21 protein-coding genes are annotated in these 21,227 nt (G+C 66.6%); 7 read left to right on the top strand and 14 right to left on the bottom strand.

What is annotated here, in order from left to right:
• Positions 1 to 14 precede the first annotated feature (14 nt).
• Positions 15 to 488 (bottom strand): DUF3429 domain-containing protein, encoded by a 474-nt coding sequence (locus HLH25_RS02675; RefSeq protein ID WP_182972665.1) that lies wholly within the window; start codon positions 486 to 488, stop codon positions 15 to 17.
• Positions 489 to 670: 182 nt separating this feature from the next.
• On the opposite strand from HLH25_RS02675, the gene eno reads away from it, so the two are divergent.
• Positions 671 to 1,951 carry a phosphopyruvate hydratase gene (gene eno / locus HLH25_RS02670; protein ID WP_182972589.1) on the top strand — a complete coding sequence of 427 codons (1,281 nt, stop codon included), beginning with the start codon at positions 671 to 673 and terminating at the stop codon, positions 1,949 to 1,951.
• A gap of 112 nt (positions 1,952 to 2,063) precedes the next feature.
• The gene (locus HLH25_RS02665) at positions 2,064 to 2,393 is read left to right on the top strand and encodes an FtsB family cell division protein (RefSeq protein WP_182972664.1); all 330 of its coding nucleotides are present in this window, start codon (positions 2,064 to 2,066) and stop codon (positions 2,391 to 2,393) included.
• A gap of 208 nt (positions 2,394 to 2,601) precedes the next feature.
• On the opposite strand, the gene rpmG is transcribed toward HLH25_RS02665, so the two are convergent.
• A complete protein-coding gene (rpmG, locus tag HLH25_RS02660) occupies positions 2,602 to 2,769 on the bottom strand; it encodes a 50S ribosomal protein L33 (protein ID WP_114728317.1) in 168 nt (55 codons plus the stop codon).
• 159 nt (positions 2,770 to 2,928) lie between these two features.
• Here rpmG and HLH25_RS02655 point away from each other — a divergent pair, with 159 nt between their 5' ends.
• A complete protein-coding gene (locus HLH25_RS02655; RefSeq protein WP_182972588.1) occupies positions 2,929 to 4,134 on the top strand; it encodes a molybdopterin molybdotransferase MoeA in 1,206 nt (401 codons plus the stop codon).
• A 150-nt stretch (positions 4,135 to 4,284) separates the two neighbouring features.
• A complete protein-coding gene (gene lexA / locus HLH25_RS02650; protein WP_182972587.1) occupies positions 4,285 to 5,031 on the top strand; it encodes a transcriptional repressor LexA in 747 nt (248 codons plus the stop codon).
• A 147-nt stretch (positions 5,032 to 5,178) separates the two neighbouring features.
• On the opposite strand, the gene HLH25_RS20140 is transcribed toward lexA, so the two are convergent.
• From HLH25_RS20140 to bioF, 4 genes are all read right to left on the bottom strand, one after another.
• Positions 5,179 to 5,799, bottom strand: coding sequence for an RcnB family protein (locus HLH25_RS20140; protein WP_310889039.1), 621 nt, complete (start codon positions 5,797 to 5,799; stop codon positions 5,179 to 5,181).
• 179 nt (positions 5,800 to 5,978) lie between these two features.
• Positions 5,979 to 7,382 carry a dethiobiotin synthase gene (bioD, locus tag HLH25_RS02640; RefSeq protein ID WP_182972586.1) on the bottom strand — a complete coding sequence of 468 codons (1,404 nt, stop codon included), beginning with the start codon at positions 7,380 to 7,382 and terminating at the stop codon, positions 5,979 to 5,981.
• The gene (locus HLH25_RS02635; RefSeq protein WP_246401029.1) at positions 7,379 to 8,059 is read right to left on the bottom strand and encodes an alpha/beta fold hydrolase; all 681 of its coding nucleotides are present in this window, start codon (positions 8,057 to 8,059) and stop codon (positions 7,379 to 7,381) included. The genes bioD and HLH25_RS02635 overlap by 4 nt, the downstream gene beginning before the upstream one ends.
• Positions 8,049 to 9,245, bottom strand: coding sequence for an 8-amino-7-oxononanoate synthase (bioF, locus tag HLH25_RS02630; protein ID WP_182972584.1), 1,197 nt, complete (start codon positions 9,243 to 9,245; stop codon positions 8,049 to 8,051). The genes HLH25_RS02635 and bioF overlap by 11 nt, the downstream gene beginning before the upstream one ends.
• 78 nt (positions 9,246 to 9,323) lie before the next feature.
• Between bioF and HLH25_RS02625 the strand changes: the two genes are divergently transcribed.
• Positions 9,324 to 10,589: an adenosylmethionine--8-amino-7-oxononanoate transaminase gene (locus HLH25_RS02625; RefSeq protein ID WP_182972583.1), complete on the top strand. Its 1,266-nt coding sequence runs from the start codon at positions 9,324 to 9,326 to the stop codon at positions 10,587 to 10,589.
• A gap of 214 nt (positions 10,590 to 10,803) precedes the next feature.
• Here HLH25_RS02625 and HLH25_RS02620 read toward each other — a convergent pair whose 3' ends face one another.
• Together HLH25_RS02620 and prmC are read right to left on the bottom strand one after the other, a co-directional pair.
• Positions 10,804 to 11,238, bottom strand: a complete 435-nt coding sequence (locus tag HLH25_RS02620) for a DUF4167 domain-containing protein (protein WP_182972582.1) — start codon at positions 11,236 to 11,238, stop codon at positions 10,804 to 10,806.
• Positions 11,239 to 11,679: 441 nt separating this feature from the next.
• Positions 11,680 to 12,561, bottom strand: coding sequence for a peptide chain release factor N(5)-glutamine methyltransferase (gene prmC / locus HLH25_RS02615; RefSeq protein ID WP_182972581.1), 882 nt, complete (start codon positions 12,559 to 12,561; stop codon positions 11,680 to 11,682).
• A gap of 30 nt (positions 12,562 to 12,591) precedes the next feature.
• On the opposite strand from prmC, the gene HLH25_RS02610 reads away from it, so the two are divergent.
• Positions 12,592 to 13,056: a hypothetical protein gene (locus tag HLH25_RS02610; RefSeq protein ID WP_182972580.1), complete on the top strand. Its 465-nt coding sequence runs from the start codon at positions 12,592 to 12,594 to the stop codon at positions 13,054 to 13,056.
• Positions 13,057 to 13,122: 66 nt separating this feature from the next.
• Here the strand turns inward: HLH25_RS02610 and prfA are convergent, their stop codons facing one another.
• From prfA to HLH25_RS02580, 6 genes are all read right to left on the bottom strand, one after another.
• Positions 13,123 to 14,181, bottom strand: a complete 1,059-nt coding sequence (prfA, locus tag HLH25_RS02605; protein WP_182972579.1) for a peptide chain release factor 1 — start codon at positions 14,179 to 14,181, stop codon at positions 13,123 to 13,125.
• A 3-nt stretch (positions 14,182 to 14,184) separates the two neighbouring features.
• Positions 14,185 to 15,435: a histidine--tRNA ligase gene (gene hisS, locus HLH25_RS02600; RefSeq protein WP_182972578.1), complete on the bottom strand. Its 1,251-nt coding sequence runs from the start codon at positions 15,433 to 15,435 to the stop codon at positions 14,185 to 14,187.
• A gap of 112 nt (positions 15,436 to 15,547) precedes the next feature.
• Positions 15,548 to 16,690, bottom strand: a complete 1,143-nt coding sequence (gene ispG / locus HLH25_RS02595; RefSeq protein WP_182972577.1) for a flavodoxin-dependent (E)-4-hydroxy-3-methylbut-2-enyl-diphosphate synthase — start codon at positions 16,688 to 16,690, stop codon at positions 15,548 to 15,550.
• Between the two features lie 133 nt (positions 16,691 to 16,823).
• Positions 16,824 to 17,978 carry a helix-turn-helix domain-containing protein gene (locus tag HLH25_RS20455; RefSeq protein ID WP_310889040.1) on the bottom strand — a complete coding sequence of 385 codons (1,155 nt, stop codon included), beginning with the start codon at positions 17,976 to 17,978 and terminating at the stop codon, positions 16,824 to 16,826.
• Complete coding sequence (locus HLH25_RS02585) at positions 17,975 to 19,054, bottom strand: NAD(P)H-dependent flavin oxidoreductase (protein ID WP_182972576.1); 1,080 nt, start codon at positions 19,052 to 19,054, stop codon at positions 17,975 to 17,977. Before HLH25_RS02585 ends, HLH25_RS20455 begins: the two co-directional genes overlap by 4 nt.
• Complete coding sequence (locus tag HLH25_RS02580; RefSeq protein ID WP_182972575.1) at positions 19,054 to 20,310, bottom strand: aspartate kinase; 1,257 nt, start codon at positions 20,308 to 20,310, stop codon at positions 19,054 to 19,056. Before HLH25_RS02580 ends, HLH25_RS02585 begins: the two co-directional genes overlap by 1 nt.
• 157 nt (positions 20,311 to 20,467) lie before the next feature.
• Between HLH25_RS02580 and ubiG the strand changes: the two genes are divergently transcribed.
• A complete protein-coding gene (gene ubiG, locus HLH25_RS02575; RefSeq protein ID WP_182972574.1) occupies positions 20,468 to 21,223 on the top strand; it encodes a bifunctional 2-polyprenyl-6-hydroxyphenol methylase/3-demethylubiquinol 3-O-methyltransferase UbiG in 756 nt (251 codons plus the stop codon).
• Positions 21,224 to 21,227: the final 4 nt, after the last annotated feature.

The following is a 21,227-nucleotide window of genomic DNA, read 5'->3' as shown; positions in this document are numbered from 1 at the left end:
GTGCCGAAAGACTGTCAGGACAGACTGACCAGCATCGCCAGCCCCAGGCAGGCCATGAAGACGGCGGTAAGCCACAGCCGCAGGGCCAGATAGCCCGAAGGCAGTTCTCCCCGGCGCCACGCCGCCCGCTCTGCCAGAAACAGCCCGAAAAATCCCGCCAGCAGCACAGCCAGCCCGAACGGGACATGGCCCAGAAAAGTTGCATGGCAGGCCAGCCAGCCGACCGGCAAGGGCAAAGCCCCCATCAGCAGCCGCCGATTGTCAGGCCCCGCGTCCAGACGCGTCCCCATGATCACCATGGGTCGGTCCAGCGCCAGCCCCCAATGCACGGCGCCGCTGAAGGCCAGCACCAGGGCTGCATATTCCACCAGCCCCATGGTCATGCCCGGCACCGCGTCGGAGGAAAACAATCCTCCGACCGCGAAGACGATGGCTGGAATCGGGCTGACAATTCCCATCAGAACCGTTGGAAGCGGCAGGCGTTTCATGTTCATCTTCCTCCTGCCCTGCTATTATCGCTTGGCTCGCCGCCTGCCCATGATACCGATCACAGGCGGCAGGAGAATTTTGCCTGGCATGTCGGGATAGCCGCGAGGACATCCCGATCACCGTTGCACGTCGCGGCCGATCTGCAACGGGCCCAATAGTCATAAACCGAGGAAGCAGACCCATGAGTGCTATCGTCGATATCGTCGCGCGCGAAATCCTGGACAGTCGCGGCAACCCGACCGTGGAGGTCGATGTCGAACTGGCGTCCGGCGCGAAGGGCCGGGCCGCCGTCCCGTCGGGGGCATCGACTGGCGCGCACGAGGCGGTCGAACTGCGTGACGGCGACAAGTCCCGTTACGGCGGCAAGGGCGTGCTGAAGGCGCTGGAGAATATCGAGGGCGAAATCCTCGAAGCCCTGCAAGGCGCCGAATCGGCCGATCAGGTCGCGATCGACGAAGCGATGATCGATCTCGACGGCACCCCCAACAAGGCCCGGCTGGGTGCGAACGCGATCCTGGCCGTCTCGCTGGCGGTCGCCAAGGCGTCGGCCGAGGAATTGCAGGTTCCGCTCTATCGCTATGTCGGCGGCGTGTACGCCCGCACCCTGCCGGTGCCGATGATGAACATCGTCAATGGCGGCCAGCATGCCGACAACCCGATCGACATCCAGGAATTCATGATCCAGCCGGTGGGCGCGCCCACGCTGGCCGACGCGGTGCGCGTGGGGTCCGAAATCTTCGCCCAGCTCAAGAAGAACCTGTCGGCGGCCGGCCACAACACCAATGTCGGCGACGAAGGCGGCTTCGCCCCCGGCCTGAAATCGGCCGACGAGGCCCTGGGCTTCATCACCAAGGCCGTGGAAGCCGCCGGCTACCGTCCGGGCGAGGATGTCACCTTCGCGCTGGATTGCGCCTCGACCGAATTCTACCGCGACGGCCGCTACGTCATGGAAGGCGAAGGCAAGAGCCTGGATTCGGCCGGCATGATCGGCTATCTGGCCGACCTCGTCGCCCGCTACCCCATCGTGTCGATCGAAGACGGTCTGGCCGAAGACGATTGGGAAGGCTGGGCCGCCCTGACCGCCACCCTGGGCAAGACGGTCCAACTGGTCGGTGACGACCTGTTCGTGACCAATCCGGAGCGCCTGCGTCGCGGCATCAAGGCCGGCGTCGCCAATTCGCTGCTGGTCAAGGTCAACCAGATCGGCACGCTGAGCGAGACTCTGGAAGCGGTCGAGATGGCGCATCGCGCGGGCTACACGGCGGTGATGAGCCACCGTTCGGGCGAGACCGAGGATTCGACCATCGCCGACCTGGCGGTGGCGACCAATTGCGGGCAGATCAAGACCGGCTCGCTGTCGCGCTCCGACCGGACCGCGAAATACAACCAGCTGATCCGGATCGAGAACGAACTGGCGACCGCCGCCCGCTATGCCGGCCGCACGATCCTGAAGACCGCCTGAAGACTTCGGCCCGATTCGGCGGCATGGCGCGGAAAACAGTTTCCCGCCGCCGCCGAATCGGGAATAGTACAATACTGACTGGTAGCCTGCTGAGATGGGAGAACGACTGACCATGCAGATCGGCCGGATTGTGCGGCGGACCCTCCGTATGGTCGTCCCCCCTTCCCTGTTCATCGGCCTGACCGCCTATTTCGGCGTCAACGCCATGCAGGGCGACCATGGCATTCACAGCTATCAGGCACAGTTGCACCTGCTGGACGAGGCCCGCGCCGCACAGATGGACGCGGTCTCGGAACAGAATGCCTGGACCCGCCGGGTCAGCGGGTTGAAGGAAAAGGCGCTGGACCGCGACACGCTGGACGAACGGTCACGCGCAATGCTCAACTTGGCGCGCCCCGACGAACTCGTCATCCCCTACGGCCCGCACGACCGGCTGTTCTAGCCGGCTGTCTGCAACGTCATCCCGCCGACGATCCTGGGGTGAATTTTCCGCGCTTCGCAGCATTCTCGCTCGGCGGGCCGGCTGGTCGAACAGCCGCAACCAAGCGCATGCGCGAACACAGGCCCTGAAACAAAAAAGGCCGGCCACCCCGCAGGGTGCCCGGCCTTTTTTCGACCTATCCCACGCGAAACGCGCGGAATAGAGCGGATTATTTGATCTTCGCTTCGCGGAAGGCCACGTGCTTGCGCGCAACGGGGTCGTATTTCCGCATCTCGAGCTTGCCGGTCTGAGCACGGGCATTCTTCTTCGTGACGTAGAAATACCCGGTGTCCGCCGACGAGACGAGCTTGATCTGAATGGTGTTGGTCTTGGCCATGGAATCCTCAGCACTGCTCCGCCGCTGCTGGAACAATCAGGTGCAGCAGTGGTTCAAGTCGGCGGAAAATGCGCATACAGAGCCCCCAGGTCAAGCGTTAGTCGCACGAATCGAGCAGATATGTGTGCAGGCCCGTCGAATAAGGGAGAATTGGGACCGATGCTGAGTGTCGCCGAAGCCCAGGCACGTATCCTGGCAGACCTCGTACCCACGGGGCCTGAACTGGTACCCCTGGCTGATTCCTGGGGGCGAATCGTCGCTGCCGACATCGTGGCCCGGCTGGACAACCCGCCGGCCGATGTCTCGTCCATGGATGGCTATGCGGTGCGGGCAGCCGATTGCGCGCCGGGCGGCGTCCTGTCGCTGGTGGGCGAGAGCCCGGCGGGCCATCCCTTCGCCGGTCAGGTCGGCCCCGGTGAAACCGTGCGGATCTATACCGGCAGCCTGGTGCCCGATGGCGCCGACGCGATCCTGATCCAGGAAAACGCCCAGGAGGATAAAGGCGCGGTCACGGTCACCGTTCCACCGGGTTCCGGGCAGTATATCCGCCGCCGGGGGCAGGATTTCGCCCAGGGGAAGGTCGTCGTCCCGGCCGGACGGGCACTGACGGCGCGGGATATCGGGCTGGCGGCGGCGGCGAACCATGCCTGGGTTCCCGTGCGCCGACGCCCGGTCGTGGTCATCCTGTCCACAGGCGACGAAATCGCGCTGCCCGGCGAGCCGATCGCGCCGGGCGGCATCGCCAATTCCAACACCCCGATGCTCGCCGCCCTGGTGCGCGCCTGCGGCGGCGTTCCGGTCATGCTCCCGTCCGCACGGGATACCGCATCGGATATCGCCCGTCTGGCCCAGGGAATCGAAACCGCCGACCTGCTGCTGACGGCAGGGGGCGCCAGCGTCGGCCGTTACGACCTGGTGCAGCAGGGGCTGGAGCAGATCGGGCTCTCGGTCGATTTCTGGAAGATCGCCATGCGTCCCGGCAAGCCGCTGATGCATGGCCGGATCGGCCGGGTGCCGGTCCTGGGGCTGCCGGGCAATCCGGTGGCCGCCCTGGTCTGCGGCCTGGTCTTCGCCCTGCCGGCGATTCGCACGCTGGCCGGGCACACGGCCCCGCACCTGCCCGAGGATATGGCGATCCTGGGCGGCGACCTGCCGGAGAACGACCGGCGGGCCGATTATCTGCGCGCCACCCTCTCCCGCGCGCCGGATGGCGGCCTGATCGCGACGGCCTTCAGCCGCCAGGATTCGGCCATGCTGCACACACTGGCCAGCAGCGACGCCCTGATCATGCGTCCCCCTCACGCCCCCTCCGCACGCGCGGGCACGCCCTGCCGGATCATCAGGCTGGACACACTCTCGATCTGACCACCCATTTCCATAACGGCAATGATACGGCAATGATATTGACGGACGGGCGGGAACCAATATAGAACACAACAAGGCGGTTTCCTGTTTGTTCCCTTCTGTTGACAACGGATTGGCCGACTGACGGAACGACTGGGTCACGGGGTGCCAATGCTGACGCGCAAGCAACATGAACTGCTGCTGTTCATCGACCGGCACCTGAAACAGACGGGGTTCTCCCCCTCCTTCGATGAAATGAAGGATGCGCTGAACCTGCGATCGAAATCCGGCATCCACCGGCTGATCTCGGCGCTGGAGGAGCGGGGTTTCCTGCAACGTCGCCATCACCGCGCCCGGGCGCTGGAAGTCCTGCGCCTGCCGGAAATGGCCTCGCCCGCCACGCCACGGGAGCCTGTCGGCGCCCCCATCGCGACCAGCCCGGCGCCAGAGGCGGTCGATCATTCTTTCGTGCCCAATGTCATCAAAGGCGATTTCGCCGGCCGGCTGGCGGGCGCCCCCATCGCGACCGATGCCGAGGCGGTCGGCCTGCCGTTCTACGGCCGTATCGCCGCCGGTCAGCCGATCGAGGCATTGCGCGAGACCGGGGCTCAGGTCTCGGTACCGATCAACCTGCTGGGCCGTGGCGATCACTACACGCTGGAAGTCGCCGGCGATTCGATGGTCGAAGCCGGGATTCTCGACGGCGACACCGTCATCATCCGCCGGGGCGACACCGCCGATAACGGACAGATCGTGGTCGCACTGATCGACGATCAGGAAGTCACGCTGAAACGGCTGCGTCGACGTGGCAGCACAATCGCCCTGGAACCCGCCAACGCCCGTTACGAATCACGCATCGTGCCGTCCGACCGGGTGCGCATCCAGGGGTCATTGGTGGGTTTGCTGCGCCGTTATTGATGACGGTGTTAAGCAGCCTTTGAAATATCGGCGGCAGAGCCTCGGGCCTGCCGGCTCTGGCAAATTGTCAGGCTTCCCGAACCATCAAACAAAGACCAAAGAAAACACCACAGACCTGCCGCGCGAAGCGGCAGGTCGTCAGTGTGGTCAGTAAGGAGCCGGTCCCATAGGTCCCGCTCCATAGGCGTTCGCGATCACGTTGGAAATAATGCCCGTCGCCAGGGCCGTCAGCAGAAACTGGTTTCCATACTGGACCCAGTAATATCCGGGCGGCGGCGCATAAAGGCCGCGATAACGCCGCCAATCCTGCACCTGCCACATGCCCGAACGCGGGCCGTCATAGCGGTCCCCACGTCTCCACATCCGACCGCCGCCATATTGCGGACCGCGACGGTCATAGCCAGGCCCCCTGCCCGGCCCGCCACGTCCATCATACGCACCAGGCCCACCACGACCGCGATTGTCACCCCGATCGCCCGGCCCGCCGCGCCCGTCATATGCGCCAGGCCCACCACCGGGGCCACCACGACCGCGATTGTCACCCCGATCGCCCGGTCCGCCACGCCCGTCATACGCGCCGGGCCCACCACCGGGACCGCCACGACCGCGATTATCACCCTGGCCGCCCGGCCCGCCACGCCCGTCATATACGCCCGGCCTGCCACCAGGACCGCCGGGACCATCCGGAGCACGCTGCGCGTCAGCAGTAACCGACGCGCCCACAATCAGACAGCCCAGAACCAGGCCGGTCACCAATTTTGCTTTCACCGGATTCTCCTTTTACTGGCACGGATCATGTTGCCGACTTGTGGCGAAATCCAGACGCAATCCCGCATCCCGCGTTACAAGATGTCTGGAAAAAAGCGTGGCACAGCCACCCCGACCGTCACGTCCGCCCACACGCCCGGCACGCGGCCGGGATCGCCCAGCCGATCGGCTTCCCGATATCAGAGCGCCGCGAACGACGGCAGCAGCCTGGCCAGTTCATCGACCTGCGCCGGGCCGATCCGGTCCAGATGGGGAAATTCCGCCAGCACCCGCGCGCCGCCGAACAGGGTAATGGCGCGTCGCGCCTCGGGGGACGGCGGCCCGTTCAACACCACCCCGGCAATGGCAATTCCCCGCCGACGCAGGGCCTGCAAGGTCAGCAGCGTATGGTTGATCGTCCCAAGCTGGCTGCGCGCGACCAGTACAACCGGCAGCGCGAAGCGGGCGATCAGGTCGATCATCATGCACGCCGGCGCAACGGGCACCATCACGCCCCCCGCCCCTTCCACGACCAGCGTCCGCTCGCCCCGCGCGGCGGGCAGGCGCAACGCGGCCGTATCGAGCACGATATTTTCCCGCTCGGCGGCGTCGAAAGGCGAAAGCGGCGCGGCCAGCACCGCGGCGGGTGGATGAAGGCGCGCCGGCTCCAACCCGGCCAGCGCCGCCACCGTCACGCTGTCCGCGATGTCCTCGGCAATTCCGGTCTGGAACGGCTTCCAATACTCAGCCGCCCAGGCACGAACCAGACAGGCGGATACCAGCGTCTTGCCGACACCGGTATCCGTGCCCGTCACGAAGACTCCCTTGCGTGCAGGCGTCCGAAACAGGCCGTAGCCGACCCCGTACGTCACCGTCACGCCCGACGGCGTCTCCAGATCGCGCAGCAGGCGGCGCATCATACCCGGCGCGACCGGCCGCACCCCCTCACGCGGCAGCGAGGCGCCGATCTGGCGCAGTTCGCGCACGAAGGCCAGCGCCGTTTCCGGACGATCGAGAATCGTCTCGACTTCCCAAAAACCCTGCCCCCCGCGCGGCCAATCCTCCGCCAGCCGCTCGGGGGCCGGATAGGCCGGAATCGCGCACTCCTGGCCCGCCGCCGCATGGACACGCCGCCACTCGTCGAAGCTGCCGGCGCAGAGGGTGGAGAACGCCATCATGCCGCCGGGCGCCAGCATGGCGGCCAGTCGCGCCAGAGTCGCGGCGCGGTCCGTAAACCACTGCATCGACAGGCTGGAACAGATCAGGTCATACCCCTCGCCTGCCGCTTCCGGCGCCTCGGCATCCAGCACCAGGGCGCGCACGTCGCCCTGCCCATGCTGGCCCTCAAGACGGCGAAGGGCACGGTCGCGCATTTCCGGTGCCAGATCGCTCACCGTCAGGTCCGCATCGGGAAACAGGCGGCGCAGATGCTGGCTCAGAAACCCCGTGCCGCATCCCAGTTCCAGAATGCGCGTAGGCGCGCCGCCGGCGGCGGCAATCCGTTCGGCCAGCCGCGCGGCCACCAGCCGCTGCACCCGCGCCGCATCGTCATATGTCTCAGCCGCACCGAAACGGGCGGCGATCCGCTGCTTGCGCACGCTCATGGCCGGCCCGCTTCCGCCATCAGGCCAGCGATCGCGGCGGCGCATCGGTCGGGATGGGTCAGCGGCAGCAGATGCCCGCCCCCCTCGATCCATTCGACCGGTATATGGTCGCGGAAGCCAGCCTCGACCATCGCGGGCGGGGCAATCGGGTCTTCCCCGCCGGCCAGCACGCGAATCGGCGGCAAAGCGGCACCCGCCTCCCCGTCCAGTACGCCGCGCGCGTCGGCATCCCGCAGCAATTCCAGCGCCCAGTCCAGCCGCGCCGCCCGCGCCGGACCCGGTGCTGGCGTCGCGATTCCCGCGCGCCCGCGAAAGGTCGCGACCACATCATCTGGATGCTGCTCCAACCCGCGCATCATGCGCTCGATCACACGACGCGGAATGCCCTGCGGATAATCGGACGCGGCGCCGAACCGGGCGAAACCGTTGATCAGCAGCATCCCGACGCAATCGGGGGACGGATTCAGCAGCAGCCACAACGCACCCAGCGAATGGCCAACCGCCACATGCCGTCCTGCCGGCCGCGCCGTCATGTTCTCAGGCCCGAAGAAGCCGAAATCCAGCATCGTCGTCTCGACCCGGCCCAGCCGCGCCCGGACAGGCTGCCAGAAATCCGGCGTGAACCCCCAGCCATGGACAAGGAACAGCGCCGTCGGCGCCGCATCATCATCGGACAATGCCATGCTCCCGCGCCCCTTCGTCGAGCGCCCGTAGCAGACGGTCGAGCATCCCCTCATCATGCGCCGCACTCAACGCCAGCCGGATACGGGCCGTCCCAGGCGGCACGGTCGGCGGCCGGATCGCGCCACCTAGAATGCCTTGCGCGGCCAGCGTGCGGGCCAAGGCAAGCGCCTGCCCGGCATCCCCCACCATCACCGGCACGATCTGCGTGGAGGACAGGCCGGCGGACCAGCCCCGCCCCCTCAGTTCCGTCCGCAAATGCGCCGCCAGAGACGCCAGATGGCTGCGCTCCGCATCCAGTGTCGGCACCAGATCCAGCGCGGCGTCGATCGCGCCCAGCAGGGCGGGCGGCAGCGCGGTGGTATAGATAAAGCCCGAACACGTACTGACCAGCCAGTCGCACAGCGCGCGCGAGCCCGCGACATAGGCACCGAACCCGCCCAGTGCCTTGCTGAAGGTGCCCATCACCAGATCCACACCGCCGGCCTCGGCGGAAAGGCCCCTTCCCTCCGGCCCCAGCACGCCCGTCGCATGCGCCTCGTCCAGATACAGGAACGCCTCATACCGACCGGCCAGCGCCTTCAGGGCGGCGACATCCGCCCGGTCGCCATCCATGCTGAACACGCTTTCGGTGATGATAAAGCGCAGGCCCTTCCGGTCGCGATGCCGCTCCAGCATCTGTTCCAGATGGCCGAGATCGTTATGGGCAAACCGGATCTGACGGATACCGGCTGCCTGACAGCCATGATGCAGGCTGGCGTGGTTCAGCCGGTCGGTAAACACCACGGCCGGCGCGCCGGTCGCTTCCACCGACAGCCGGAACAGGGCCGGCAGGATCGCGGCATTGGCCTGCCACCCCGATGCCAGCAGCAAGGCGGCCTCGGTCCCCTTGAAGCGCGCGAGTTTGTCCTCGACCAGCCGATGCTGTTCGCTCGTTCCCGTCACCAGGCGTGACGCCCCGCTGCCGGTACCGAACCGCTGCGTCCAGTCGATGGCACGCGCCGTCAGCGCCGGATGGACGGACAGGCCCAGATAATCGTTGGACGAGAAATTCAGCAGCGTCGCGCCATCACGCCGGACCAGCACGGGGCCGTCGCGCTCCACCGGCCGCAGATCGCGCCGCAGATGCGTGCGGGACAGTCCTTCCAGCGCGGTCTGGAAAAATGCATCGAAACGGGTCATGAAGCGATGGTTTGTGCCGGACCCTATGGGCCGGGTCAATTCCAGTCTGCCGTCCGTTCCCCAAGGAGAACATGCCCCATGACCGGACCGGACTGGTTCGACGCCGGCCTGCCGCATATCTGGCTGCCCTACACCCAGATGCGAACGGCCTCGCCCCCCATACCCGCCATCGCGACGGACGGCTGTCGGATCAGCCTCGCCGACGGGCGCGAACTGGTGGACGGAATCGCCTCGTGGTGGACCGCCTGCCATGGCTACAATCACCCCCATATCCGTCAGGCCGCCATCGACCAGCTCGCGCGCATGCCGCACGTCATGTTCGGCGGCCTGGTGCACGAGCCCGCGTTACGCCTGGCCCGGCGCCTCGCGGACCTGCTGCCGGGCGATTTGGAGCGCGTCTTCTTTTCCGATTCCGGTTCCGTCGCGGTCGAGGTCGCGATCAAGATGGCGATGCAATACTGGCTGAACCGGGGCCAGTCAGGCCGAACCCGCCTGGTCGCGTTTCGCGGCGGCTATCACGGCGATACGCTGGCCACCATGGCGGTGTGCGACCCGGAGGAAGGCATGCACAGCCTGTTCGCCGGCATCCTGCCCCAGCATTTCATCACCGACCTGCCGCGCGACGACCACACGACCGCCGCGCTGGAACAGTTGATGGAAACCGAAGGGCAGCGCGTGGCGGCAATCCTGGTCGAGCCGCTGGTCCAGGGCGCGGGCGGCATGCTGTTTCACGACCCCGCGACCCTGCGGCGCCTGCGCGACCTTGCGGACCGCCACGGCGTGCTGCTGATCCTGGACGAGATCTTCACCGGTTTCGGCCGCACGGGTACCATGTTCGCGTGCCAGCAGGCGGATATCGTGCCGGATATCGTTACCCTGTCGAAGGCCCTGTCCGGCGGCACGGTGCCATTGGCCGCCACCGTGGCGCGGGCCCATGTCTTCGCGGCTTTTCTGTCGGATGACCCGATGCATGCGCTGATGCATGGCCCCACCTTCATGGCCAACCCGCTGGCCTGCGCCTGCGCCAATGCCTCGCTGGACCTGTTCGAACGCGAACCGCGCCTGGAACAGGTCGCGGCGATCGAAGAGCAGATGCGCGATGAACTGGAGGCATGCCGCCACCTGCCCGCCGTGCGAGACGTGCGGGTCATGGGCGCGATCGGCGTGGTCGAACTGGACCGCATAAACGACATGAACCGCCTGAAAGCCAGGCTGGTCGACCAGGGCGTGTGGGTGCGCCCGTTCCGTTCGATCGTTTATCTCACACCGGCTTTCACGGTGACGAAGGCGGAACTGGCCCGGCTGACGGGCGCGATCCGCACCGTGCTGGCCGAAGCCCCCTGAGAGCCTGACCGAACATGCGCGCTGGCGGCGTGTCCCCCGTGCGTGTCCTGCGCTTCGGTGCTCATGGCCATCAGGGCCACTCCGCTCCGATGCTCGGAAACACATTTCGGGCGCGGCCCGAAACAGGCCGCTCTCGCTCGCCAGCCCACATGTTCGGTCAGGCGCTGAGAGGGTAAAGGCACGGACCGGCGTTTACCGCCGGTCCCCGGATCAATCAGGCTTCGACGGGAGCCAGTTCGGAATCCGACCCCGGACGGTTTTTCTCGACCGTCGCTTCCTCGCCGCCATCCTCGGCCGCTTCGTCGCCATCCGTCACCGCCATCGGGCGCTGGCGGACATGCCGCTCCTGGCGTTCCTGCTGGTTCTGCTGCGCCGCCTGGGTCATGGCGTTCAGAATGCGGAAATAATGTTCGGCATGCTGGAAATACGCTTCGGCCATAACGCGGTCGCCCGAACCGCTGGCATCACGCCCGAGTTGCAGGTATTTTTCAAACAATTGCTGGGCGGTGCCACGAATACGCAGATCCGGCCCATTACTGTCGAACACATGGTTACGATTGAGGGGGATCTGGCCGTTCTGCTGGCGTACACTTCCGCCATTGCTGCCGCCCGAACGATGGTGCCGGCCCCGCATGCGTTTCATGTTCATAAGCTGTCGCAGCACTTTCCTGTTAACGGTCGCTCTTTGCCTGCGCCCGCCGGGGCCAACCATCCCCTATTGTCATTCTGAGTGCCTGGCGTGCAGCCCGGCATCTGATCCTGCGGCATCATGCAACGACCCAGGTCCCTGCACGCACCCGTGCGGTCATTTCCGTTTTCATGCATTCAGGATCGGTATGCGGCATCTCGGAAAGGTAAAAACCCCCGTCCGCATTCCATCGGTAATCTATGCCCTTATATCCGCTCTGCCAAATGGTTTTTTACTCCATGGCAGGGGAGAAAACCGGTTTGACGGCGATCCGGCGCGCATTCCCCATGCATCGCGAATGCCTCTCCACCCAGTCCGCTCCGCTCCGATGCCCGAAACCACAGGGCGACACCCCCATCGCGCGGCATTCCCGCCCATCGGTCCCTCTTCCCGAAAAACCGCTCACGTCCGCCGATGCCGCATCACGACCGCACGCGGAATCCCCCCCAGATCGGCGCGAACATCCACGATTTCCAGCCCTGATTGCCGCGCCAGCGCCGGCATGCTGTTGTCCTGCCCGATCCCGATTTCGAAAACAGCAACCCCATCATGCGCCAGAAGCATGGGTAAGGCACCGGTCAGCAACCGATAGGCATCCAGCCCATCCGCGCCGCCATCCAGCGCGCGCGCCGGCTCATAATCCCGGACATCCGCCATCAGGCCGGCCAGATCGCCCTGCGGAATATAGGGCGGATTGCTGAACACCACATCGAACACGCCGCGAATCGACGCGGCCCAGTCCCCGGCCAGCATCGCGCATCGCCCCTCCAACCCGGCCCGCCGGGCATTCCGCGCGGCCAGGCGGGCAGCGTCGGGCGCGATATCCACCCCTACCCCCCAGGCCGCGCCATACTCGCTCAATGCCGCCAGCAGCAGGCAACCGGTCCCGGTTCCCAGATCGAGCACGCTGCGGACCTGCTCGCGATCGGGGCAGTGATCCAGCAGGGCCTCGATCAGCGTTTCGCTATCGGGGCGGGGAATCAGGGTCGCGGGCGAGGTCTCCAGCTCCAGAGACCAGAAACCGGCGCGTCCGGTAATGTGCGCCATCGGTTCGCGCGCCGCACGGCGCCGCACGGCCGCCAGAAAACCGGCCCGCTCGGAAGCGGTCATCCGCGTGCGCGCCAGCAGGCCCGCCAGATCGGTGCCAAGAACGTGGGCCATCAACAGCCGCGCCTCGCGACGCGGATCGTCCACGCCGGCATCGCGCAATCGCGCCCCACCCCAGCCAAGCCATGTCCGCAGATCCGCCTCATCGCCCGGCACCGCCAGCGCATCCTCTTTCATTTCAGGCGAAATCCGTCCTACTCTGGCACCATGATGCCGCAGTCCCGTTCATGGAAAATCCTTATCTTTCTTGGCGCGGGCGCGGTCCTGGCGTCAGCGTCCCAGCCTGCGCTGGCCGGCACCTTCACCGTCGTCGACGGTCGCGCGGACAATGAGATTTCCGAAATCTCCCGCCTCTATGTCGATGAACAGCTCGCCGCCACGATCCGGCTCGACGCATCGGCGCCGCAACGGGCCGTTCACGTCGAAACCGCCGCCGGGCGCCTCAACCACACCTATGCGTTATGCGGCGAAATTACCATACGCACGCCCGATGGCCGGACGGAAACGCACGAGGTCAATGGCGGCGGCATCCTGCACCATCCGGAAGGGCGCACGCTGAACGCGCTGGGCACTCGCAACTTCACCGAATTCTATCTGGCCGACCCGGACGACCCCTCGGTGGTCGAGCGCCAGCCCGGCCGCTCTGAAATCTGCTCGGTCCCAACGTCCTGAACCCCTGCTGAAACTGCGCGCAGGCACCGATCCGACGTGTGTTTCAAGCCAGATCCTGCAACGTCGTTATAGGCCCTCGGCGGCCAGCAGGCTGGCCTGCTCGTCCTGGATCAGGGCGTCGATGAATTCATCGAACTCGCCCAGCATCACGCGGTCGATCTTGTAAGCCGTCAGGTTGATCCGGTGGTCGGTCACGCGGCCCTGCGGGAAATTGTAGGTCCGAATCCGTTCCGACCGGTCCCCGGTCCCCACCTGCGACTTGCGGTCGGCGGCGCGGCTGGCATGGGCGGTGGCACGCTCGCGCTCGTACAGCCGCGACATCAGGATCTTCATCGCCTTGGCACGGTTCTTGTGCTGGCTCTTTTCCTCCTGCATCGCCACCACCACGCCGGTCGGCAGATGGGTGATGCGCACAGCACTCTCGGTCTTGTTGACATGCTGCCCACCGGCACCAGAAGCGCGATAGACATCGATGCGCAGGTCGCTGTCATTGATCTGGACATCGACCTCGCCCGCTTCGGGCAACATGGCCACCGTCACGGTCGAGGTATGAATACGGCCCTGACTTTCAGTCGCCGGCACGCGCTGCACGCGATGCACGCCCGATTCGTATTTCAGGCGGGCGAATACCCCGCGCCCCGCGATGGTGGCCATCCCCTCGCGCAGGCCGCCCAGTTCCGATTCGTCAAATTCCATCACTTCAAAACGCCAGCCACGCAGGGCGGCATAGCGGCGATAGGCATCGAACAGTTGCGCCGCGAACAAGGCGGCCTCGTCCCCCCCGGCGGCGGGGCGGATTTCCAGGATGGCGCTGCGCTCGTCGGCCTCGTCGCGCGGCAGCATGGCAATGCGGATATCCTGGCGCAGTTCCGCGATCCGGCCGCGCAGATCGCCCAGTTCGGCCTCGGCCAGTTCGCGCATTTCCGGGTCGGCCAGCAGCGATTCGGACTGAATCGCTTCCCGCTCCGCCTGACGCAGCGCACCGATCCGGCTGACGATGGGCTCCAGTTCGGCATATTCGCGCGATGCCTTGCTGAACGCCTCACCCACCAGCCCCTGGGCAAGCATGTCCTGCAATTCTTCCGACCGGCCAACGATCCGGTCCAGCCTGTCGTCAAGACTCATGGTTCAGCAGCCAACCGCCCCGGCCAGATAGGGCGCGACCGCGTCCAGCGCCAGTTCGTTCTGCGCCCCTTCATCCAGCGCCTTCACCTGGGCCACGCCGCGCGCCACTTCGTCATCGCCGATCAGCACGGCATGGGTGGCGCCGATGCGGTTCGCCCGTTCCATCCGGCGCTTGGCATTGCCGCGATAGGCGATTTCCGCGCGCACACCATGGGCGCGCAGGGCCTGCAACAGCGTCACCGCCGCACCGTTGGCGCCCTCGCCCAGCGGCACCACCGCCACGGGGCGCGGCGCTGCCGGCGCGCTGTCCAGCAGCAGAGCCAACCGTTCGATCCCGCCGGCCCAGCCGATGGCCGGCGTGCGCGGGCCGCCCATTTCGGCCACCAACCCATCATAGCGGCCACCCGCCAGCACCGTGCCCTGGGTGCCCAGCTTCTCGGTGACGAATTCAAAGGTCGTGTGCCCGTAATAATCCAGCCCGCGCACGATGCCGGGATTCTCGCGGAACGGCACGCGCAGCAGATCCAGCGCCGAACGCAGATCATCCCAGAACGTCCGGGCTTCATCGGTCAGGAAGGCGCCGATCAGCGGCGCATCGGCCACCAGCGCCCGGTCCTGCGGCGCCTTGCTGTCCAGAATGCGCAGCGGATTGCGCTCCAGCCGGGCGCGGCTGTCATCGGACAACTGGTCCTTGAATTCGGTAAAATAGGCGATCAGCGCGGCACGCCAGGCGGCGCGGCTCTCGGTATCGCCCAGCGTGTTCAGTTCCACCACCGTGTCGTCGGCGATACCCAGCGCCTTCAGGATGTCCCGCCCCATGGCGATCACTTCCGCATCGGCCAACGCCTCGGCCGCGCCGATCAGTTCGGCGCCGATCTGGTGGAACTGCCGATACCGTCCCTTCTGCGGGCGCTCGTAGCGGAACATCGGCCCGGCATAGAACACTTTCTGCGGCAGGGACTGGGTCAGGCCATTGGTCACCAGCGCGCGGCACACCCCCGCCGTGCCCTCGGGCCGCAAAGTCAGGGATTCACCGCCCCGGTCCTCGAACGAATACATCTCCTTCGACACCACGTCGGACGTATCGCCCAGCGAGCGCGCGAACACCCGCGTATCCTCGAAGATCGGGGTAGACCATTCATCGAAGCCGTACAGGCCCGCGATGCGCCGCGCGGTATCCACCACATGGGCATGGCGCCGCTGCCCCTCGCCGATCAGGTCATGGGTACCACGGACGGGTTGCAGGCTGCTCACGGATCGATGTTCCTGTTTTCTGAATCACTTATGTGTTCCGCCCCAAACGGGGCGGAACACAACAAAGGACGGTAAATCTTCACCCCCCGACCCGCCGGGGTCGGGCGCGTCCTTACTGGGCGGCGACGACCGCCTCGGCGGCCTTCGCGGCCTCTTCCTCGGCACGCAGGATCTCGGCCTTCTTCTCGACCATCTCCACGATGTGCTCGATCATCGAATCCGCCGCGATCGTATGGTCCTGCCGGCCGGCGGCGTAGACCATGTGGCGGCCCGAACCACCGCCGGTCACGCCGATATCCGTCATCAGCGCCTCGCCGGGGCCGTTGACCACGCAACCGATGATCGACAGCGTCAGCGGGGTCTGGATATGCGCCAGCCGTTCTTCCAGCGTCTGCACGGTCTGGATCACGTTGAAGCCCTGCCGCGCGCAGGACGGGCAGGAAATGATCTTCACGCCGCGATGGCGCAGACCCAGCGACTTCAGGATGTCCCAGCCGACCAGCACTTCTTCCTCGGGCTCGGCCGACAGCGACACGCGCATGGTATCCCCCACGCCGGCCCACAGCAGGTTGCCCAGCCCGATGGACGATTTGACCGTGCCGGCCCGCTTGCTGCCTGCCTCGGTGATGCCGATATGCAGTGGGTGGTCGCACACTTCGGCAAGCTGCTGATAGGCGGCCACGGCCATGAAGACGTCCGACGCCTTCACGCTGATCTTGAATTCGTGGAAATCGTGATCTTGCAGGATCTTGGCATGTTCCAGCGCGCTTTCGACCAGCGCCTCCGGGTTAGGTTCGCCATATTTTTCCAGAAGATGCTTTTCCAGCGACCCGGCATTCACGCCGATACGGATCGAACAGCCGTAATCCTTGGCCGCCTTCACCACCTCGCGCACGCGCTCGGGGCTGCCGATATTGCCCGGATTGATGCGCAGGCAGGCCGCGCCGGCCTGCGCGGCCTCGATCGCGCGCTTGTAGTGAAAATGGATGTCGGCAACGATCGGCACATTCACCTCGCGCACGATCTCGGCCAGCGCGGTGGTGCTTTCCTCATCGGGGCACGACACGCGGACGATATCGACGCCCGCCAGTTCCGCCCGCCGGATCTGCGCGATCGTCGCCTCGGCGTCGGTCGTCAGCGTGTTGGTCATGGTCTGGACGGAAATCGGCGCGTCGCCGCCCACCGCCACCTTGCCTACGTGAATCTGCCGCGACTTGCGCCGTTCGATATACTGATAGGGACGATAGCTGCTCATTGTCTGCCCTCCGGATGAGGCGATGATAACATTGTTCTATCCGCCGGCATGACGGCGCGCCGCCTTTCCGTGCATGCTTCCTGCCAAAAACCGGTCCATTTGGCCAGACCGGACGCGACCGCTCCCGGCCCTTTCACTGTCCGCCGGCCGCTGGCGGCGGCTTGGGCGCCTGCGGCTTCACGGCACTTTCAGCCGGCCGAGGCGGCGCGGATTTTGCCGGCTGCGCCGCCGGAGCCGGCACCGATGCCACGATCGCGCCGCTGCGGACGGCATCGCGCGTCAGCGGCAGGTTGCGCCGCACCGCGCCATTCCGTCCCAATGGCTGCGTCGTCACGCCATCGGCGCTGACCACCAGCCCCCCGGCATTACCCACCGTCAACAGAAGATCGGTCTTGTCCTGCGGCACGGACCAGCTCTCGCCTGCCTGCAGGATATGGTCATAGATCACGGACCCGCCAGCAACCCTGACCTGCACCCATGTCTGGGCCGAGGCCGTCAGAACGATCTGGCCAGGCGCCGTTCCCGCTGCCGGAGCCGCAGGAACGGGCGCCGGGGCCGTGCCCGGAGCAACCGGCTGCGCCACCGCAGGCGTACCGGCAGGCGCCGCGGCATCATCCGGGCCGCCAGGCGTTGCGGCCGGTGCACCCGGCTCGGCATGACTCCCCGGCACCGGCGTGGGTTCCGCGGGGAGATCCCCATCGGTGATCGCCGATTTCTCCGCCCCCGTCAGCGGCCGTGGCGGAATGGGCGCCCGTTCCGGCGGCAGGACCGACGCCACCTGCGGCGAAGTCGCCGCCTGGCGCGTCATGCCCGGAATGGCCGAAAAAACGGAAGGAACAGGTTGCGGCGGCGCGGACTGGCCACCGGTCATGCGGTACCAGCCGATATAGGCCAGCACGATGATCACCCCCCCCAGCAGCACCATGACGCCGACCGGCATCGCACCGCTGGCGGCCGGAGCCGGAAAGGACAATTCGGGCTTGCAGTCGATTGTACCCCGCGCTTCGCTTTTAAAGCGCGCGACCAGCGCCTCGGCATCAAGGCCGAGCGCCTGGGCATAGGTGCGCAGAAAGCCGAGCGTATAGACGTTCCCCGGCAGGTCCTTCACCCGGTCGTCTTCCATCGCTTCGAGAAAGGCCAGCCGTATTCGCAGCCAGGCTGCCACATCGGGTAACGCCCAGCCAAGCTGCTCGCGCCGTGCCCGCAGCGTCGGGCCGACATTCCCGGCGCCTGCCGAGGCCCGCGCGCCGGAATCGTTCAGCGTCGTCCGGCTGTCCTCACCACTCACGACTCACCCGTTACCCTGTCACGCCGAACGAGGGCATCGACGGCCTGCTCAACCAGTTCGGCAATAATGTCCGCAACCGGCTGGACCGAGGTAATCATTCCAACCGACTGCCCCGCCATGACCGAGCCGTTTTCCACATCGCCCTCGATCACCGCCCGGCGCAGCGAACCGGCCCAGAAATGTTCAATGTCGAGCTGGGCGGCCTCTTTCGTCAGGTCGCCCTCCAGATAGCGGCGAATCGTCTCGGCCTGATGGCGCAGGAACGCCCGCCCCCCCTCGTTCGACAGTCCGCGCACGGGAATGACGGGAAAACGCTCGTCCAACTGCACCGATGTCACCGCGTCCCGCGCGTTGGCACGGACGAAGGCGGCCTTGAAGCGTTCATGGGCGATGCTTTCCGCCGACGCGGCGAAACGGGTGCCGAGCTGCGCGCCGGCCGCCCCCTGCTCCAGATAGGACAGAATGGCCTCGCCCCGCCCCAGCCCGCCGGCCACGAACACCGGGACCGAGCGAATGTGCGGCAGCACTTCCTGCGCCAGCACGGTCAGCGAGACCGGCCCGACATGCCCGCCGGCCTCGGCGCCTTCGATCACCAGCGCATCGACGCCCATGCGGACCAGCCGCTTGGCCAGCACCAGCGCCGGCGTGAAGGCAATGACTTTCGCGCCCCCGTCTTTCAGCGCGCGGATCGCCGGCCCCGGCGGAATGCCTCCCGCCAGCACCACATGCGACACCCCTGCCGCCAGACAGACCCGGACCAGATCGTCCAGACGCGGATGCATCGTAATCAGGTTGACGCCGAACGGGCGGCTGGTCAGCGCCTGTGTCGCCGCGATTTCCTCGGCGAGCCGATCGGGCTCCATCGCACCGCAGGCCAGCACGCCGAAGCCGCCGGCATTGGAAATGGCCGAGACCAGATGCCGCTCGCTGACCCACGACATGGCACCGGCCATGATCGCGACCTCGCTCCCGAGGAAGGCCGTGCCGGCCGCCCACAGTCGGTCCAGGCGGGCGCGGGCGGCCGCCCGTTCCGTGGCGTCGCCCGGCGATTGCGTCACGAGGGTTTCCATCGCCATCAGGCCGCCGCGTCGAGGCCGTAGGCCGTGTGCAGCGCCCGCACGGCCAGTTCGGTATATTCCGACGCGATCAGCACCGAGACCTTGATCTCGCTGGTCGAGATAACCTGGATATTGATGTTGCGGTCGGACAGGGTGCGGAACATCAGGTTGGCCACCCCGGCATGCGAACGCATGCCGATCCCGACCACACTGATCTTCACCACGTCGTCATCCGTCACCAGTTCGCCATACTGAATGACATCCCGCGCGGCTTCCAGCGACTGGATGGCCCGCGCCAGATCGCTCTTCGACGTGGTGAAGGTCATGTTCGTCAGGCCGTCGGCGCCGGTGCTCTGCACGATCATGTCGACATTCACGTTCGCCGCCGTCAGCGGGCCGAAGATCGCGGCCGCGATTCCGGGCCGGTCCGGGATCCGCCGCACCGACAGCTTCGCTTCGTCGCGCGAATAGGCAATGCCGGCGACCAGTTCCTTTTCCACGATCTCGTCCTCATCCACCACTAATGATCCGGGCAGGTTGTCTTCCGACGGGGCGGGGCCATCGACGAAGCTCGACAACACCTGCACGCGCACCCGTTCCTTCATTGCCAGTTCGACGCTGCGGGTCTGCAACACCTTGGCACCGACCGACGCCAGTTCCAGCATTTCCTCGTAGGTGATCTTATCCAGCTTCCGCGCCCTCGCAACAATGCGCGGGTCCGTGGTGTAGATTCCATCGACATCGGTATAGATGTCACACCGGTCGGCCCCGATGGCGGCCGCGATGGCGACGGCCGAGGTATCCGATCCGCCGCGCCCCAGCGTCGTGATCCGCCCATCGGCGGCAACCCCCTGGAAGCCGGCAATGACCGGCACCTGGCCGGCCTGCATGCGCACCACCAGCGCCTCACCGTCGATCGAGGCGATACGCGCCTTGCCATGCGCCGCATCGGTGCGCAGCGGGATCTGCCAGCCCAGCCACGACCGGGCCTCGACCCCGATGGTCTGCAACGCGATGGCCAGCAGGCCGCTGGTAACCTGCTCGCCGGTCGCGACGACGGCATCATATTCCCGCGCATCGTGCAGCGGCGACAGTGCCTGGCAATAGCCGACCAACTGATTGGTCACGCCCGACATGGCCGAGACCACCACCGCGACCTCGCACCCCGCCTCGACCTGTTTGCGCACTTTTTCCGCCACCGCGCGAATTCGGTCCAGATCGGCCACAGAGGTGCCACCGAATTTCATGACGATCCGCGGAGTGTGACGGGACATCGAAAGGGCTCTCCAGTTCGGCGCGCGGGCCGTTCCAGCCCATCCGGGGCCTCTGGGGCGTCGGACGGGGCATTGCGGTTATCTGCAAGGCGCGTCACATACCCTTCCGCCGCTGCGCCGTCCAGCGGCAGAAGCCAGATGGAGAGGTGCAGACGCCATGCAGGTCAACGATTCGGTCCATTCAGACGGCCCGTCCGTCGTTCCGGACGAAATCGCCCGCTTCAGCGCCCTCGCCGATCGCTGGTGGGACCCTTCGGGCCCGATGCGGCCCCTGCATGCCATGAACGGCCTGCGCCTGGACTGGGCGCGGCGCCATCTCCCCGCCCCGCGCGCCGGGGAATCCGCGCCCGTGACGCGCCTGCTGGATATCGGCTGCGGCGCCGGCCTCGCCAGCGAGGGCCTGGCCCGCATGGGCTATGATGTGCTGGGCCTGGATGCTTCCGATGCCGCCATCGCGGCCGCCCGCGCGCATATGCTGGCCCATCCGCTGCCGCCGGGCGCAGGCCCGCTCGCCTACCGCGCCGGCAGCGCCGAGGATCTGGATGCCGAGGGCACGCGCTTCGACGCGATCACGGCGCTTGAAGTCATCGAACACGTCGCCGATCCCGCCGCCTTCCTGCGTCTGCTGGCCGGCATGGTCGAGCCCGGCGGCGTCATCATCGTCTCGACCCTCAACCGCACGCTGCGCTCGCTGGCGACGGCCAAGATCGGGGCGGAATACATTCTGCGCCTCCTGCCGGTCGGCACGCACGAATGGCGCAAATTCATCACGCCGGCCGAACTGGGCACCTATGCCGGCCAGGCCGGATTGCGGGTGTCCGACATCGCGGGCATGGCCCCCGGCCTCAGCGGCTGGCGCGAAAGCCGGGATCTCGGTGTCAATTACATCGCCAGCCTCGCCGTGCCGGAATAAGCCG

It is taken from the genome of Gluconacetobacter dulcium (assembly GCF_014174165.1).
Taxonomy (GTDB): Bacteria; Pseudomonadota; Alphaproteobacteria; order Acetobacterales; family Acetobacteraceae; genus Gluconacetobacter; species Gluconacetobacter dulcium.
Note: the sequence above shows the minus strand (reverse complement) of the source record. Positions and strands in the feature narration are given on the sequence as shown.